Source organism: Paracoccus aestuariivivens (assembly GCF_009711225.1).
In the GTDB taxonomy this organism is placed as follows: Bacteria; Pseudomonadota; Alphaproteobacteria; order Rhodobacterales; family Rhodobacteraceae; genus Paracoccus; species Paracoccus aestuariivivens.
Window position 1 is genome coordinate 146917 of the sequence record NZ_WMIE01000004.1, and the last position, 16003, is coordinate 162919.

Below are 16003 nucleotides of genomic sequence, written 5' to 3' on the forward strand. Positions count from 1 at the left end.
TTCCGGTTGGGTGGAGGTGTGAGCAATGGTTGAGAACGGGCGACTGACGCGCAGGGCGATGGCCTTTGTGCTGGCCGGAGGACGTGGCAGCAGACTTTACGAATTGACGGATCGTCGGGTGAAGCCCGCTGTCTATTTCGGCGGCAAGACCCGGATCATCGACTTCGCCCTATCGAACGCGGTCAATTCCGGCATCCGCAAAATCGCCATCGCCACGCAATACAAGGCCCATAGCCTGATCCGCCATTGCCAACGCGGCTGGAACTTCTTTCGCCCCGAACGGAACGAGTTTCTCGACATCCTGCCCGCCTCGCAGCGCGTTTCGGAAGAGCACTGGTACCGAGGCACGGCCGATGCTGTCACCCAGAACATCGACATCGTGGACAGCTATGACGTCGATTACATCATCATTCTGGCAGGCGATCACATTTACAAGATGGATTACGAGATCATGCTGCGCCAGCATGTGCAAAGCCGCGCGGATGTGACCATTGGCTGCCTGACCGTGCCCCGCGCCGATGCCAGTTCGTTCGGCGTGATGGCCGTGGACGAGACCGGACGGATCACCTCGTTTCTGGAAAAGCCCGCCGACCCTCCGGCGATGCCCGATGATCCGGCCCATTCGCTGGCCTCGATGGGGATTTATGTCTTCAACTGGGCCTTCCTGCGCGAACTGCTGCTGGAGGACGCCGCCGACGCGGAATCCAGCCACGACTTCGGGAATGATTTGATCCCCGACATCGTCGCCAAGGGCAAGGCCATGGCGCATCGCTTCGATACCTCCTGCGTCCGGGACGAAGGCGCGCCCGCCTATTGGAAGGATGTCGGCACCATCGATGCCTTCTGGCAGGCAAATATCGCGCTGACCGACTTCATCCCCGATCTGAACCTCTGGGACCGCGAATGGCCGATCTGGACCAACGCGCTCAGCGTGCCTCCGGCCAAGTTCATCCATGACGAGAAGGACCGGCGCGGGGTGGCGATTTCGTCCATGGTGTCGGGCGGATGCATCGTCTCCGGTACCGAAATCCGCAATTCGCTGCTGTTCACCGAGGTTCACACCAACAGCTATGCGGTGCTGGATCATGCGGTTGTGCTGCCCTATGTGACCGTCCACCGCTCGGCCAGATTGCGCAAGGTGGTGATCGACGGCGGTGTCGTCATCCCCGAGGGGCTGGTGGTCGGCGAGGACCCGCTCGAAGATGCCAAATGGTTCCGCGTAAGCCCGCGCGGGGTCACGTTGATCACGCAGACCATGCTGGACAAAAGGGCGGCATCCCTGTGATGCGGGTTCTGTCCGTTACCTCGGAATGCGCTCCTCTGGTCAAGACCGGAGGACTGGCCGACGTCACCGGTGCCCTGCCCCGCGCCCTTGCCATCGAAGGGGTCCAGATGCGTACCCTTCTGCCGGGATATCCCGCCGTGATGGCCGCGCTTGACGAAAACGCGGTCCGGATCGCCGATTTCAGCGACCTGTTCGGTGGACCTGCGCGGTTGCTTTCGGGCACTGCGGCGGGGCTGGATCTGCTCGTCATTGACGCGCCGCATCTGTTCGACCGTCCGGGTGGGCCGTATATCGGTCCGACAGGCGCGGATTGGCCCGACAACCCCGAACGTTTCGCTGCTTTGTCATGGGTCGGCGCCTATATCGCTGCCAATGGCGCGGCGGAGTGGCAGCCCCTGATCTTGCACGGCCATGACTGGCAAGCGGGCTTCATGCCGGAATATCTGCGACAAATGGGCAGCGCCGATATCCGGACCGTTCTGACCATCCACAATATCGCCTTTCATGGTATTGTCGGACCGGACCGCTTGGCCTCATTGCGGCTCGATCCCGCGCGCTTCCATTCCGGCGGTTTCGAATATTGGGGCGCGATATCGGCGCTCAAGGCCGGTCTGATCGGCGCGGATGCCTTGACGACCGTCTCGCCGCGCTATGCCGAGGAGCTGATGACAGCAGAATTCGGGATCGGGTTTGACGGCGTGATGCGCAGCCGCCGCGAGCAATTGGCCGGTATCCTGAACGGCATTGATACCGAAATCTGGAACCCCGCCACAGATCCGCAGATCAGCACCTACCAGAAACCGCAGCAAAAACAGGCCAATAAGGCAGCCCTGCGCGCCGAGTTCGGGCTGCCCGCATCGGATGGGCCGCTGTGCATCATCGTGTCGCGTATGACCCATCAGAAAGGGCTGGACCTTGTCCTTGAGGTCATGCCGACCCTGCTTGCCCATGGTGGCCAGCTTGCGCTTTTGGGCACGGGTGAGCGCGATCTTGAACTTGCATTCTCGGCCTTGGCCGAGCGCGAGGCCAATGTCGCCGTCCGTATCGGCTATGACGAAGGCCTGTCGCATCGCATGATGGCTGGCGGCGACGCGATCCTTGTGCCCTCGCGGTTCGAGCCCTGTGGCCTGACCCAGCTTTACGGCCTGCGTTACGGAACACTGCCCGTCGTGGCGTTGACCGGAGGTCTGGCGGATACGGTCATCAACGCCTCGCCCGCCGCATTGGCGCGCGGCGTGGCGACCGGATTACAGTTTTCTCCGGTCACGGCCGAGGCGTTCCGCAATGCAATCGTGACCATGTGCAATCTATATTCCGACCGGAACACATGGTCGAAAATGCAGCGCAATGCCATGGCCCAGCCCGTCGGCTGGGACCAGTCGGCCCGTGTCTACGCGCGGCTATACGAAAGGCTGGCGGCATCGGAATGAAGCGCAGCTACACCATCTCGGCGGGACTGGCCGCACCATTGGGCGCGACCTTCGACGGGGCGGGGGTGAACTTTGCCCTGTTTTCGCATCACGCCGAGCGGGTCGAGCTATGCATGTTCGACGGCGCGGGGCAGGAAACCCGGATCGAACTCCCCGAACGCGAAGGCCATGTCTGGCATGGCTATATCGCGGGCCTGCGCCCCGGCCTGAAATACGGCTACCGCGTGCATGGCCCCTACAATCCCACAGAAGGGCATCGCTTCAATCCGAACAAGCTGCTGATGGACCCCTATGCCAAGCGACTGACCGGCAGTCCGATCCAGAACGACGCGCTATTCGGCTATAAAGCGGGCGATCCTTTGGTGGACCTCAGCTTCGATCCGCGTGACAGCGCCGCCTATATGCCGCGTTCAGTCGTTGTCGATCCCAGCTTTTCATGGGGCAGCGACCACCCACCGCAACATCCGATGATCGACACCATCATCTATGAGGCGCATGTCAAAGGACTGACCGCCCTGCGCGAGGATGTCCGTGATCGCGGCACATTTCTGGCGATGGCCTCGGCTCCAATCCTTGACCACCTGAACAAGCTGGGCATCACCGCGATCGAATTACTGCCGGTCCATGCCTTTGCCGACGACGCTTTTTTGGCTGCAAAGGGGATGCGGAATTACTGGGGCTACATGTCCTACGGCTTTTTCGCGCCCGAGCCGCGCTACATGCGCGACGGAGACATTGCCGAATTCCAGCAGATGGTCTCGCGCTTCCATCAGGCCGGCATCGAGGTCATTCTGGACGTGGTCTACAACCACACCGCCGAAGGCAACGAATTGGGTCCGACACTGTGTTTCCGCGGTCTGGACAATGCCTCGTATTATCGTCTGGCCGAGGACCGGCGCTACTACGTCAACGATGCCGGAACCGGCAATGTACTGGACATGGACAAGCCATTCGCCTTGCGGCTGGTAATGGATTCCCTGCGCTACTGGGTCGAGGTCATGCATGTGGACGGCTTCCGCTTCGACCTGTGCTCGGTACTGGGGCGCTCGAACGGGGTGTTTGACCGCGACGGATCGTTTTTCCGCGCCGTGCGTCAGGACCCGGTGCTGAACCGCGTCAAGCTGATCGCCGAGCCGTGGGACATCGGCGAAGGCGGCTATCAACTTGGGGCCTATCCCGCGCCGTTTTCGGAATGGAACGACCGCTACCGCGACCAGATCCGAAGTTTCTGGCGCGGCGATCCGAACAAGGCGGGCAAGCTGGCCAAACGGATCGCTGGCTCTGCGGCCCGTTTCGACCATGATGGACGGCCCGCGACGGCCTCGGTCAACTTTATCTCGGCGCATGACGGATTCACCCTGACCGATACCGTCAGCTACAACCAGAAGCACAACGAGGCCAATGGCGAGGGCAACCGCGACGGCCACGACCACAACCTTTCCGACAATTGCGGCGTCGAGGGATCGACCGCCGATCCGAAAATCCTCGAGAAGCGCGGGCGGCGGCGGCGCAACCTGATGGCAACGCTTCTGCTGTCACAAGGCACGCCGATGATCTTGGCCGGAGACGAACTGGGCAATTCGCAAGGCGGCAACAACAACGCCTATTGTCAGGACAACTCGATCGGCTGGGTGGACTGGGCCGATGCGGATCCCGTCTTCCTTGAGTTTTGCCAACGCGCCATCGCCTTTCGCAAGGCCCACCCGATCTTGCGGCAGAAGCGGTTCCTGCACAGCCAGCCACGCGAACAGGACGGGATTCCGGATCTGTTCTGGCGCCGCGCCGATGGCGAGGCCATGCAGGTCGAGGATTGGACCAATCCCGAGCTGCGGCTGATTGCAGCCGAAATGCGGATGGCCTCGGGGACGCCGGATTATGCCGCGCTACTCGGCGCGATTTTTCTGGTCCTGAATGCCGGACCCGATACCGAGGTCCAATTGCCCGAGGCCACCTCGCGCGGCATCTGGCGCAGACGGCTGGACAGCAGCCGCTTCGGCCCCGTTGACGAGCCCGTTGGCGACAAACCCGAACCGATCCAGAAGGACAGCGTCGTCGCCTTTGTGCTGACCGATCTGGTAGGTACCGACGTATGACGATGGGCCTTTGGAACAGGCAGCGACGTCATTTTCTGGGCAACCGCGCAAGGACTTCTGCCCGCCATCAGCCGCCCAGCCTTGGTCCCGTTTGCGAATCCACCGGAATGCGCCAGCAATCCTATATCGGCACTGCCCTGCTTGCGCGGGAATACCACTTCTTCTGAACGCCTATCCGTCTGTCATCCCCAGCCCACGAGGCCCGATTTGACCGAAAAGCCAACTGCCCGCGATCTCGCCGATCAGATCATGTACCACCTGACCCATACCCAAGGACGGGGGCCGGAATTCGCCACCGTCTTCGATTGGCGGCTGGCGGTCAGCTACACCATCCGCGATCTGATCGTCACGCCATGGATGGCCGGCCACCGGACGTCGCGCGACAACAAGCTGAAGCGGGTCTATTACCTGTCGATGGAATTCCTGATCGGCCGCATTCTGGGCGATGCGATCATCAATCTAGGGCTTGACCACCAGATGGACGAGGCGCTGGAAAGTCTTGGCCTCAACAGAACCCAGATCCTCGAGGACGAACCCGACGCCGCATTGGGCAATGGCGGGCTTGGGCGGCTGGCGGCCTGCTTCATGGAGTCCCTCTCCAGCCTCGGCGTTCCGGCCTTCGGCTACGGCATCCGCTACGAACACGGGCTGTTCCGCCAACGTTTTGCCGCCGGTCAGCAGGTCGAGACCCCCGAGGACTGGCTGAACCAACCCCATCCGTGGGAATTCGTGCGCGTCGATTACAGCTATACCATTGGCTTCAAGGGCGAAGTCGAGACGGTTGACGGCCACAGCGTCTGGCTCCCGGGCGAAAGCGTGGTCGCGCGGGCCTATGACACGCCGGTGATCGGCTGGCAGGCGAACTGGGCCAATACGCTGCGGCTGTGGGGCGCACAGCCGACCAACCTGTTCGACCTGCACCGTTTCAACGCGGGCGATTACGCCGCCGCCGCCGAACCCGAGGCGCTGGCGCGGACGCTGTCTCGCGTGCTTTACCCAGACGACACCACCGATCAGGGCAAGGAGTTGCGGCTGAAGCAGGAATATTTCCTGACCTCGGCGGCGCTGCAGGACATCATCCGCCGCTTCGTGGCCGAACATGGCGAGGATCTGGCCCATCTTCCCGACAAGGTCGCGATCCAGCTGAATGACACCCATCCGGCAATCGCGGGCCCCGAACTGATCCGCCTGCTGATGGACGAACACGACCTGCCTTTCGCGCAGTCGCTGGATCTTGCCCGACGGACCCTGAACTACACCAACCACACCCTTCTGCCCGAGGCGCTAGAGCGCTGGTCGATCTGGCTGATGGGCCATGTCCTGCCGCGCCATTTGCAGATCATCCGCATGATCGACGAGGACCATCGCAAGTCGACAGGCCGCCCCGCCAATGTCTCAATCATCGACCATGACGAAGTCCGGATGGGCGAGTTGGCCTTCATCATGGCCGGCAAGGTGAACGGCGTGTCCGCGTTGCACACCGATCTGGTCCGCAGCACCGTCTTTGCCGATCTGCACAAACTGCATCCCGACCGCATCGTGAACCTGACCAACGGCGTCACTCCGCGCCGCTGGCTGCGGATGTCGAACCCGCCTTTGGCCCGCCTTCTGGATAAGACCATCGGAACGGGCTGGACCGGAGATCTCGATCTGCTCAAGGGCCTTGCGCCTTACGCGGATGACGGGGGCTTTCTGGACGAGCTGCGCGCGGCCAAGCGGCAGAACAAGGTCGCATTGTCCAACGGCCTGCTTGCCGATCTTGGGATCAACGCCGACCCCGAGGCGATCTTTGACGTGCAGGTCAAGCGCATGCACGAATACAAGCGGCAATTGCTGAACATCCTTGAAACGATTGCGCTATGGCATCGCATCCACGAAAGCCCGAATGGCGACTGGACGCCGCGCCTGAAGATATTCGGCGGCAAGGCCGCTCCGGGTTACTGGACGGCCAAGACCATCATCCATCTGATCAACGATGTCGCCAAGACGATCAATGACGATCCCGTCACGTCGCAATTCCTGAAAATCGCCTATCCGCCGAATTACAACGTCTCGATGGCCGAGAAACTGATCCCCGCCGCCGATCTATCCGAACAGATCTCGACCGCGGGCAAAGAGGCCTCGGGCACCGGCAACATGAAGTTCACCATGAACGGCGCGCTGACCATCGGGACATTGGACGGCGCGAATGTCGAGATCAGGGAACTGGTCGGCCCCGATAACTTCTTCCTGTTCGGCCTTACCGCCGCCGAGGCCGAAACCGAGAAAGCCAAACCCGGCCACGCCCGTGCCGCGATCGAGAAAAGCGACGACATGAAGATCGCCCTGCAACTGATCGCCGAGGGGCGGTTCGGTCGCCCCGAACATTATTACGCCCTGCTGGACCGCACATGGAATGACGACCCGTTCCTCGTGGCTTCGGATTTTGACTCGTATTACCGCTGCCAGCGCAGCGTTGATTCCGCCTATGCCGATCACGGGCATTGGGATCGCATGTCGGCGCTCAACATCGCCTCGTCCGGCTTCTTTTCATCGGACCGCACCATCCGCGGATATATGGAAACAATCTGGCACGTCTGAAGGGGCATTGCCCCCTTCGACACCGCACCCTGCCGGATTGGCTGCGGCCCGCCTTCAACCATTCGTCGCAGTTTGCCCGAATTTGTTTGGACAGTCCGCTTTCCCGAAGGTGTGTTGAACCTTAGGGGAGTGAGAAATGTCACAACATGAGCGTTTCGAGGCTGGCGCGGTCGCCCGCCTCGCGGGTGATGTGGCCAGCGGGTTGGTCGGGCATGAACGGATGGCCGAGCGTCTGGTCATCGCCTTGCTGGCGGGCGGGCATGTATTGCTGGAAGGGCCACCGGGCATCGCCAAGACCCGCGCGGTCAAGCGGCTTGCGGCGCATCTTCCCGGCAGTCACGCCCGCATCCAATGCACGCCCGACCTGTTGCCTTCGGACCTGACAGGAACGCAGGTGTTTCGCGCCGATACCGGTGGCTTCGATTTCGCCCCCGGCCCGATCTTTCACACCTTGGTGCTGGTCGATGAAATCAACCGCGCTCCTCCCAAGGTCCAGTCCGCCCTGCTGGAGGCAATGGCCGAACATCAGGTCACTTCGGCTGGCGTCACACGGAAACTGCCCGATCTGTTCATGGTGGTTGCCACGCAGAACCCCATCGAACACGAAGGAACCTTTCCGCTACCGGAAGCGCAGATGGATCGCTTCCTTCTGCATCTGGCGCTGGATTTGCCCGATGCCGTCACCGAACGAGGCATTCTGGACCTTGTAGAGGCCGAGGCCCTGACGCCATTGGTCGATCCGGTCTTGCGCGTCCCGTCGGATCAGGTCGAGGCCGCGCGGGCAGCCGTCGCCCGCGTCCATCTTGCTCCGGCGCTCAAGGATTTCATCGTCCGGCTGGTGATGGCGACCCGCGCTGGTGGCACCATCGCCGAATGGGTCGAACATCCGGTTTCGCCGCGCGGCACGCTGGCCCTTGCATCAGCGGTTCGTGCGCGGGCATGGCTGCGGGGCCGCGATCACGGCCTGCCCGAGGATGTCGAGGAACTGGCGATGGACGCGCTCGCGCACCGGCTGATCCCGAACTGGCAAGCAATCGGCGAGGGCCGCACCGGACGTAGCCTGATTGCCGATGTCCTGCACGAGGTGCGCCCGTGGTAGGCTTGTCTGCCGCACTCGATCAGGCCGGCTTGCGTGTCACCGCCGGCGAACTGATCGCGTTAAAGGCACAATACCATCTGTCGCGCCACCGCCCTGCCAGCCGACGCCCCGGTGCCGTCCCTGCCCGCGTTGCCGGACAAGGTATGGACCTGCGCGAGATCCGCGCCTTTTCCGATGGCGACGATCCCCGCCGTCTGGACCCCGCCGCGACCGCCCGCACCGGCCAATTGCATGTCCGCAGCTTCCACGAAGAACGCGACGACACGACCCTGCTGATCGCGGATTTCAGGCGCCCGATGTTGTGGGGGACGGGTCATGCACTACGCTCGGTTCTGGTGGCGCGGCATCTGGCGCGGCTGGGTTGGCGTGCCGTGTCGCGTGGCGGCTCGGTCGGATTGCTTGTCGCGACCGACGAAGCCAACGCCCGACTTTCGCCTGCAATCGGCGAGGCGCAGATGCAGCAGATCTGTCGCCTGCTGGCCCGAACACATGACGCGGCGCTGATCCGGAACAGCACCAAGGACCAACCGTCCCCCATAGCGCTGACCGCCGTTTTGGCGCAGGGCCGACAGACGGTTGCTGCGGTGGGACGGATACATCTTGTGACGGGACCCGATGCATTGGTCGGATGTGACGGAACGCTGACGCAGTTAAGCCGCGGGCGGCAGGTCGAAATCCATCTGGTCCTTGATCCGGTCGAGATCGCACCGCCACGCCATGCGCTGACCGTCAGTTCAGTTCATGCCAGCCGACACGGAAATCTGGCGGCTTATGACGCTCATCCCGTTATGGCGCATCTTCGCAAGTTGGGCGCCAAGCCTCATCTGGTTCTGCCCGATGACCTCGGATGAACTGATCGCAGCCCTTGCGCCAAGCAGGTTGCCCGAGACCATGCTGATGCCGGGATGGGGCGAGTTGCTGGCGCTGTTCGGAATCGGATTGCTGGCCGGTTCGGTGTTGGCCGCCATTGTTTCGCCCCTCATGGCCCGTCGCCAATCCCGCCGCGCCCTGATCCGCGCCACACGCGGCCTGCCTGCACAGGAACGGTTGTTGCGCATTGGGCGCATCCTTGGCCATTTACCCCCCGCATTGCGTAGGGCTGCTTACGACGCGGCCCTTGCGCCGAACGACGCCGAAATCGAGCGCGCCTTGCGCCGAGGGCGGCGGCGCAGATGATCTCGCTCGCCCAGCCTCTTATGCTGCTTTGCCTGCCGCTACCCATCGTGATCAGGTTGCTGCCCGCATCGGCCGCGCAGGGCGGTCTGGCCGTACCGGACCACATCTTTGCCAATGTGACGCCGCAGCGCCGCGACGGAAATCGCTGGTTACTTGCCACGCTTGGCTGGGTGTCGCTGATCGTCGCCTTGGCAGGTCCGGGGATTGACCGACCCACCCCGCTCCAGACAGCATCAGGGCGCGATATTGTCCTTGCGCTGGATATGTCGGGCAGTATGGAGAAGACCGATTTCCGTCTTGATGGTCAGCCGATCTCGCGGCTTGATGCGGTCAAGCGCGTTGCCACCCGCTTCGTCGCGGCCCGCAATGGCGACCGGATCGGGCTGGTGATTTTTGGCGACCGCGCCTATTTCGCCCAACCCGTCACCTTCGACGTAGATTCGGTGGCCCGTGCGATCGACGAGGCCCAGATCGGCATCTCGGGCAAGTCGACGGCGATCTCGGACGGGCTGGGACTGGCACTGAGCCGCCTTGCCGACAGCCCTGCATCCACACGGGTCATCGTTCTTTTATCCGACGGGATCGACACCGCAGGCAAGGTCGACGCGGTGGATGCCGCAACGCTGGCCGCAAATCACGGCGTCCGCGTCCATACCATCGCGCTTGGCCCAGACGATCTGGAAAGCCAGCCGAAATCACGCGATGCCGTCGATGCCGGAACCTTGCGGCGGATCGCGGAAGCGGCAGGAGGAACCAGTTTTCGGGTCCGCGGCATGGATGATCTGGTCCGGATGGCCGCAACCCTCGACCAGCTTGAGCCGAACCCGTCCGAGCGCCCGCCCCTGCGGATCCGGCAATCTCTTTGGATGTGGCCCGCTGCCGTTTCCTTGCTGATCCTGCTCGTACTGGCATGGAGGCGGGAATGATCCTGCTGCGCCCTTGGTGGCTGCTGGCCTTGCCGGTGCTGCTTCTGATCGCCGCGCTGGTCTTTCGTCGCCCCGCGGGCAGCGGTGGATGGCAAACGGTTCTGGCCCCGCGCATGCTCGCCGGAATGACCGCGCTTGGCTGGATCGATCACGGCAGCAAATGGTCTAGGGCAATGCCTTTGGCAGGGGCAGTCGCGCTGGTTCTGGGCTTATCCGGTCCGGCCACGCCGAAATCCGATACTCCGGTCTTTGCCCAAAGCGATGCGGTGCTGCTGGCATTGGACATGTCCGCCTCGGTCACGAGCGGAAACCGCGCACAGGCGCTGGCAGATTTACAGGCCGCCGCAGCCCGCATCGTGGGGCAATTGGTTGGCAGACCAGTCGGGCTGATCCTTTACGCGGGCGAGGCCTATATCGCCGCCGCCCCCACGACCGATCCGGCAGTTCTGGACAGCCTGATCGCGGTTCTCGACAGCCAGACCATGCCCGACAAAAGCAGCAATCCCGCGGCGGCCTTGTCCCTTGCGCAGGAAATGTTGGTGGGGACACCTAGGGCTGATCTGGTGCTGATCTCGGATGGCGGCGGGATCTCGGCTTCAGCCAAGGCCGAGGCGGCGCGGCTCAGGGCTTCAGGCGTCCGAATTTGGGCGCTGACGGTCGATGGCAACCCCGCATCCGACCCGACCGCCTTGCAATCCATCGAACCGCAGCGCATTTCCCCCGCCAATGCGCCCGAGGCTGTCATCGCAGCGTTGGACCGCGCCGGATTGGGACAAGACCCCGTGACACGCGCACTGCATTACCGCGACCTTGGACCGTTCCTTGCTGCGCTGGCGATGCTTCCAATGCTCGTCCGGTTCCGGAGGCGGGCATGAAACGTCTATCAGGTCTGCTGGCCGCGATAGTCTGTCTTGCCCTTGCCGGTCCGCAGGCCATTGGCCACATCCTGCTGACAGCGGGCATTCCCGGCCTTGCCGCAGGGCTTTTGTCCGACCCCGCGGAGCGCGGCGTGGCCCTGTTCCGTGCAGGTCATTTCGCGTCGGCCGACACGGCCTTCGCCGATGCCGGACGGACCCAGACCTACAATCGCGGCCTCAGCCTTGCCGCGACGGGTGATTACGCATTGTCCCGCGCCTATTTCGATGCGGTCCTGTTCGCCAACCCCAGCGATGCCGAGGCGCGGCAAAACCGCGATCTGGTCGCCGCAATGATCCGGCCCGAAACCGGCGACAGCATCGTTCCCGGCCGCATCGCCGCAAGCGGCGGCCTTGGTCCGGGAACCGAGGCCCCGAATACCACCGCCAAGATGTTGGCGATCCATTGGAAGCGCGATGTCGAAGCCCGAGGCATTGCCGCCAGCGATGACTGGCTGGACACGATCCCCGACGACCCCGGAGAGTTCCTGCGTCTCAGGTTACAGGCCGAATATGACCGCCGTGCCGCAAAAGGACTGGTGCGACCGGCCGAGGGCGAGCCGTGGTAAGCCTTTTCGCCCGCCTGTCTCTGGTCCTGTTCTTCGCCTTGCCCGCCACGGCTCAGGACAGTCTGCGCCTGATCCTGCCCGAGACCCACCCCGTCGTCGGCGAGATGATCGCACTGACAATACGAGGCGAATATACCGGAGCCATCACGCTGGAGGATATGACATTTCCTGATTCCGCCGCCTATGACTGGATCCAGATCTCGCCTGACGAATGGAAAGATGAGCGCATCGAGGGCAAACTCCGCCGGACCTTCCAGCGCCATATTGCGATCTTTGCCAAGCAATCGGGAAGCCTTGCCATCGGTCCGGTCACCCACATGCTGACCAAGGCGGAAACTAACGCCCGCGCGCAGGTTCCGGTCACGGCCAAGGCCGTCTCGATCAATGTCGCGCCCTATCCAGCGCCTGGCCGCCCTTTGGCCGCCAGCACTCTGGCCGTCACGGATGAGCTATCGGGCGATCCCGCCCGCATCCGCGATGACCAGACCATCCAACGCCGGATCACCCTGACGGCCCAAGGCAGCATGGGCCATTTGCTACCGCCCCGCCCCGATCTGCGCGAACCGTGGCTGATCAGTTTCGCCGCTCCGGAAAAACGCGAGACTCGCCTGACCCAAGATGGACCTGTGGCCTTTGTGCAATGGGAGTGGAGCTTGCGCCCGATCACCGGTGAACAGGGCGCCTTGCCTCCGATGCGGTTTTCCTGGTTCGATACCGGCAAGCGCGAAATGCGTGGCGCAATCATGCCGCCGATCCCGTTCGGCTATGGAAAGCTGGCCGAAAACGTCGGAGGCATGGCGCAAGCCCCCGCCTTGGCCCGTTGGTCCAGCATGGCAGCGGTTTTGGCGGGATTTCTGATGCCGCTGCTCGTTTTGTTGCGCAGTCGGCGGTTTCCGGCGCTTAGCCGACTTAAAGCGGCGCTGCATCGCCTGCGCCCAAACCCCGCCCTGACCGATTTGCGCGAGGCCGCACGAGGTCAGGACCTGCTCGCATTACGCCGGTCGGTCGAGAAGTATCTGGGACATGAGGCATCGGTAAGTCCGACGCAGAACCTTGCGCTGCACCGGCTGGACACCGCCCTTTTCGCCAAAGAGCCTCACGATTTTGACCGGGACGCCTTTCTTGCCGAAATCACCCGATCACGAGGCCGATAGTACATCCCGGCTACCGCGCGCATCCGGCCATGTCCTAAGCAGCAGTCAACTCCGTGTCGGTACCCGAGGCGGAACGACGTCCTTGAAGCTGTCAAAACCTTTCCATGCTGGCTCGACCGGCGCGACGCCGGGACGCGGGCAATAGATCGATGCGCCCCCGTCACCGGGAATATAGCGCGGACAGTTCGGAAAGATTGCATGGGCATGGACGCGGATCAGCAACTGGGCCCCGATAAAATCACCGATCAGCGGATCGTCCGGACTGACGCGCGCGGAGCCGTTGACCCTGAGACGCGCGGGCTTTCCACCCATCGCGATGAACAGCATTCCGATGGCGGCGTTCACCAGAATATTCCCCAGACTGCGAAACATGCCATTGCCGTCATAGTCCGGAAAGACCAACTCATCCGCGCCAATGACCCGAACGAAGCCCGGCATACCGCCCTTGAACGAACAGTCCGGCCGCCGCTCGGCATCCGCCGTCGCCAGAAAGAAGAATGACGCGCCTTCGATAAATGCGCGGTCATTGTCGGTGAAAGCCTGTCGAAACGTGACCGATTGCAGCCGGTCGGCAATGCGGCGGCTGTCGAAATCATCCTGTAGCTTGCGCTGCCCCGAGTGATAGAACTGGCCGCTATCCATCATTCGCCCCCCTTCCCGAACGATGCCGCGCCGGATTGGCGGATATCGGCGCTGAGCGTGTATGTGACGACTCGTCAGAGCGATCTGGCGGGTGCTGTATTCTAATCCTCGTAGGGCGGCGAATCCAGAAAACCTTGAAACTGGGGTCGAAAACCGGCGCGACCGGCGTTCCGAGCCGAAGACCACCCCGATCGCAACGCTTCGGAAACGCTTGAAGAACGATCGATCAATCAATATGCGTCGGCACCACTTCGGGGCTGACCTCATCGCTACGCAATTCGCCCTAGCCGCAAGGCATGGTCGAGCCGCAAGCCACAGAATTTCGAGGCTGAGACTGCTATGGCCAGGCCCCCACAACGATACCAGCAGGAGTTGGGAACAGCATGAGTGCCACACCTGACAGACAGGGGCGCATCACGCCCAGTGACATCCGCTCTCGCAAAGGGACCGAACCGGTTGTTTGCCTGACCGCCTATACCACGCCGATGGCCCAACTCGTGGACCAATCCTGCGATCTGGTGCTGGTCGGCGACAGCGTCGGCATGGTGCTGCACGGGTTGCCCTCGACGGTTGGCGTGACGATCGAGATGATGATCCTGCACGGTCAAGCCGTCGCGCGGGGTTTGAGCCATGCCTGCATGGTCGTCGACATGCCCTTCGGCTCGTACGAGGAAGGCCCCGCGCAGGCATTTCGCAACGCCGCCCGCATCATGGCAGAAACCGGCAGTCAGGCCGTCAAGCTGGAAGGCGGCGCACATATGGCCGAGACGGTCCGTTTCCTTGTCCAGCGCGGCATTCCGGTCATGGCCCATGTCGGCCTGACCCCTCAATCGGTGAACACATTGGGCGGCTACAAGGTTCAGGGTCGCGGAGCGGACGGCGACCGCGTCCTTGCGGATGCGGCGGCATTGGCCGATGCGGGTGCATTTGCAGTTGTGCTTGAAAAGCTGCCCGCCGAGCTGGGCGAACGCATCACGCGCGACATCCCCGTCCCAACAATCGGTATCGGAGCGGGTGTGGATTGTGACGGACAAGTGCTGGTCGTTGACGACATGCTGGGGCAATTCGCGGGCTTCCGCCCGAAATTCGTCAAACGCTACGCCGAACTGGGCGAAACCGCGCAGCAGGCCATCGCGAATTACGCCAGTGATGTGCGGACCCGCCGCTTCCCCGGCCCCGAGCATATCTTCACCGAAAGCAAGAAAGCATGACGACACCGATCATCCGCCGCCTTGACGATCTGCGCGCCAATCTGCGCGAATGGAAACGGAATGGCGATCTTGTCGGCGTGGTCCCGACGATGGGTGCGCTGCATGACGGCCATCTCAGCCTGGTCCGCGCCGCCAAAGCCAGTTGCGATCGGGTGATTGTGACGCTGTTCGTCAATCCGCGCCAGTTCAACTCGCCCGAGGATTTCGCGAAATATCCCCGGACCGAGATCGCAGATGCCGAGATACTGGCTCCGCTAGACGTCGATGCGCTGTTCGTCCCCCACGTGGCCGAGATGTATCCTCTGGCCCATGCGACGACGATTTCCATTTCAGGGGTCAGCGAACCGCTGGAAGGCGCGCATCGCCCCGGACATTTCGACGGCGTGGCGACCGTCGTTGCCTTGCTGTTCAACATGACCCAAGCGGACCGCGCGTTCTTTGGCGAGAAAGACTGGCAACAATTGCTGGTCGTGCAACGCATGGTCACAGATTTGCGCCTGCCGGTTGAGATTGTTCCCTGTCCCTCGATCCGGACCGAGAGTGGCCTCGCACTTTCCTCGCGGAACCAGCGCCTGTCGGATCAGGCGCGCGCCAGAGCCGTCGCTTTGCCCGAGGCATTGTTCGAGGCAGCGGATGCCATCGCCAAAGGCAAAACAGTGGACAACGCGATTGCATCGGCGCGGGCAAGGATCTCGATCGCTGGATTCGACGACATCGAATATCTCGAACTGCGCGACAGCGCGACGCTTGGACCGGCGCAGGCCGACCGCCCTGCCCGGCTGCTGGTGGCGGCGTGGCTGGACGGCGTCCGCCTGATCGACAATGTCGCGGTCCCGCCCTCGAGTTGAGCATTTTACGGGCCGCAGGCATTTGCTGCCCGTCCAATGACACAGAATTGTTGCGCTAGCTAATAGCCGACGCTAT

At 62.8% G+C, this 16003-nt stretch carries 14 protein-coding genes; 13 read left to right on the forward strand and 1 reads right to left on the reverse strand.

The features are described 5' to 3' along the window. Positions 1 to 25: 25 nt before the first annotated feature. The 11 genes from glgC (at position 26) to GL286_RS09610 (ending at position 13226) form a co-directional block, all read left to right on the forward strand. The gene (gene glgC / locus GL286_RS09560) at positions 26 to 1285 is read left to right on the forward strand and encodes a glucose-1-phosphate adenylyltransferase (RefSeq protein WP_155095332.1); all 1260 of its coding nucleotides are present in this window, start codon (positions 26 to 28) and stop codon (positions 1283 to 1285) included. Then, positions 1282 to 2715, forward strand: coding sequence for a glycogen synthase GlgA (glgA, locus tag GL286_RS09565; RefSeq protein WP_343038873.1), 1434 nt, complete (start codon positions 1282 to 1284; stop codon positions 2713 to 2715). Before glgC ends, glgA begins: the two co-directional genes overlap by 4 nt. Then, positions 2712 to 4808: a glycogen debranching protein GlgX gene (gene glgX, locus GL286_RS09570; RefSeq protein ID WP_155095334.1), complete on the forward strand. Its 2097-nt coding sequence runs from the start codon at positions 2712 to 2714 to the stop codon at positions 4806 to 4808. The genes glgA and glgX overlap by 4 nt, the downstream gene beginning before the upstream one ends. A 249-nt stretch (positions 4809 to 5057) precedes the next feature. Next, entirely contained in the window at positions 5058 to 7388 is a 2331-nt protein-coding gene (locus GL286_RS09575) for a glycogen/starch/alpha-glucan phosphorylase (RefSeq protein ID WP_155095459.1), read from the forward strand. Between the two features lie 136 nt (positions 7389 to 7524). After that, positions 7525 to 8487: an AAA family ATPase gene (locus tag GL286_RS09580; protein WP_155095335.1), complete on the forward strand. Its 963-nt coding sequence runs from the start codon at positions 7525 to 7527 to the stop codon at positions 8485 to 8487. Further along, positions 8481 to 9338 carry a DUF58 domain-containing protein gene (locus tag GL286_RS09585; RefSeq protein WP_343038859.1) on the forward strand — a complete coding sequence of 286 codons (858 nt, stop codon included), beginning with the start codon at positions 8481 to 8483 and terminating at the stop codon, positions 9336 to 9338. The genes GL286_RS09580 and GL286_RS09585 overlap by 7 nt, the downstream gene beginning before the upstream one ends. Further along, the gene (locus GL286_RS09590) at positions 9325 to 9663 is read left to right on the forward strand and encodes a hypothetical protein (RefSeq protein WP_155095336.1); all 339 of its coding nucleotides are present in this window, start codon (positions 9325 to 9327) and stop codon (positions 9661 to 9663) included. The genes GL286_RS09585 and GL286_RS09590 overlap by 14 nt, the downstream gene beginning before the upstream one ends. Beyond that, entirely contained in the window at positions 9660 to 10589 is a 930-nt protein-coding gene (locus GL286_RS09595; RefSeq protein ID WP_155095337.1) for a VWA domain-containing protein, read from the forward strand. Before GL286_RS09590 ends, GL286_RS09595 begins: the two co-directional genes overlap by 4 nt. Further along, positions 10586 to 11464, forward strand: coding sequence for a VWA domain-containing protein (locus GL286_RS09600; protein ID WP_155095338.1), 879 nt, complete (start codon positions 10586 to 10588; stop codon positions 11462 to 11464). Before GL286_RS09595 ends, GL286_RS09600 begins: the two co-directional genes overlap by 4 nt. Continuing rightward, positions 11461 to 12072, forward strand: coding sequence for a tetratricopeptide repeat protein (locus GL286_RS09605; RefSeq protein ID WP_155095339.1), 612 nt, complete (start codon positions 11461 to 11463; stop codon positions 12070 to 12072). The genes GL286_RS09600 and GL286_RS09605 overlap by 4 nt, the downstream gene beginning before the upstream one ends. After that, the gene (locus GL286_RS09610) at positions 12066 to 13226 is read left to right on the forward strand and encodes a hypothetical protein (RefSeq protein ID WP_343038860.1); all 1161 of its coding nucleotides are present in this window, start codon (positions 12066 to 12068) and stop codon (positions 13224 to 13226) included. Before GL286_RS09605 ends, GL286_RS09610 begins: the two co-directional genes overlap by 7 nt. 45 nt (positions 13227 to 13271) lie before the next feature. Here GL286_RS09610 and GL286_RS09615 read toward each other — a convergent pair whose 3' ends face one another. After that, on the reverse strand, positions 13272 to 13871 hold the full coding sequence (locus GL286_RS09615; protein WP_155095340.1) for a pyridoxamine 5'-phosphate oxidase family protein: 600 nt from the start codon (positions 13869 to 13871) through the stop codon (positions 13272 to 13274). Between the two features lie 380 nt (positions 13872 to 14251). Here GL286_RS09615 and panB point away from each other — a divergent pair, with 380 nt between their 5' ends. Then, on the forward strand, positions 14252 to 15079 hold the full coding sequence (panB, locus tag GL286_RS09620) for a 3-methyl-2-oxobutanoate hydroxymethyltransferase (RefSeq protein ID WP_155095341.1): 828 nt from the start codon (positions 14252 to 14254) through the stop codon (positions 15077 to 15079). Further along, entirely contained in the window at positions 15076 to 15927 is an 852-nt protein-coding gene (gene panC, locus GL286_RS09625; protein ID WP_155095342.1) for a pantoate--beta-alanine ligase, read from the forward strand. The genes panB and panC overlap by 4 nt, the downstream gene beginning before the upstream one ends. Positions 15928 to 16003: the final 76 nt, after the last annotated feature.

Bases quoted from the DNA above. Each gene is read 5' to 3' on its own strand.
- glgC (WP_155095332.1), top strand. From the start codon at position 26: ATGGTTGAGAACGGGCGACTGACGCGCAGGGCGATGGCCTTTGTGCTG.
- glgX (WP_155095334.1), top strand. From the start codon at position 2,712: ATGAAGCGCAGCTACACCATCTCGGCGGGACTGGCCGCACCATTGGGC.
- GL286_RS09575 (WP_155095459.1), top strand. From the start codon at position 5,058: ATGTACCACCTGACCCATACCCAAGGACGGGGGCCGGAATTCGCCACC.
- GL286_RS09580 (WP_155095335.1), top strand. From the start codon at position 7,525: ATGTCACAACATGAGCGTTTCGAGGCTGGCGCGGTCGCCCGCCTCGCG.
- GL286_RS09590 (WP_155095336.1), top strand. From the start codon at position 9,325: ATGACCTCGGATGAACTGATCGCAGCCCTTGCGCCAAGCAGGTTGCCC.
- GL286_RS09595 (WP_155095337.1), top strand. From the start codon at position 9,660: ATGATCTCGCTCGCCCAGCCTCTTATGCTGCTTTGCCTGCCGCTACCC.
- GL286_RS09600 (WP_155095338.1), top strand. From the start codon at position 10,586: ATGATCCTGCTGCGCCCTTGGTGGCTGCTGGCCTTGCCGGTGCTGCTT.
- GL286_RS09605 (WP_155095339.1), top strand. From the start codon at position 11,461: ATGAAACGTCTATCAGGTCTGCTGGCCGCGATAGTCTGTCTTGCCCTT.
- GL286_RS09615 (WP_155095340.1), bottom strand. From the start codon at position 13,871: ATGATGGATAGCGGCCAGTTCTATCACTCGGGGCAGCGCAAGCTACAG.
- panB (WP_155095341.1), top strand. From the start codon at position 14,252: ATGAGTGCCACACCTGACAGACAGGGGCGCATCACGCCCAGTGACATC.
- panC (WP_155095342.1), top strand. From the start codon at position 15,076: ATGACGACACCGATCATCCGCCGCCTTGACGATCTGCGCGCCAATCTG.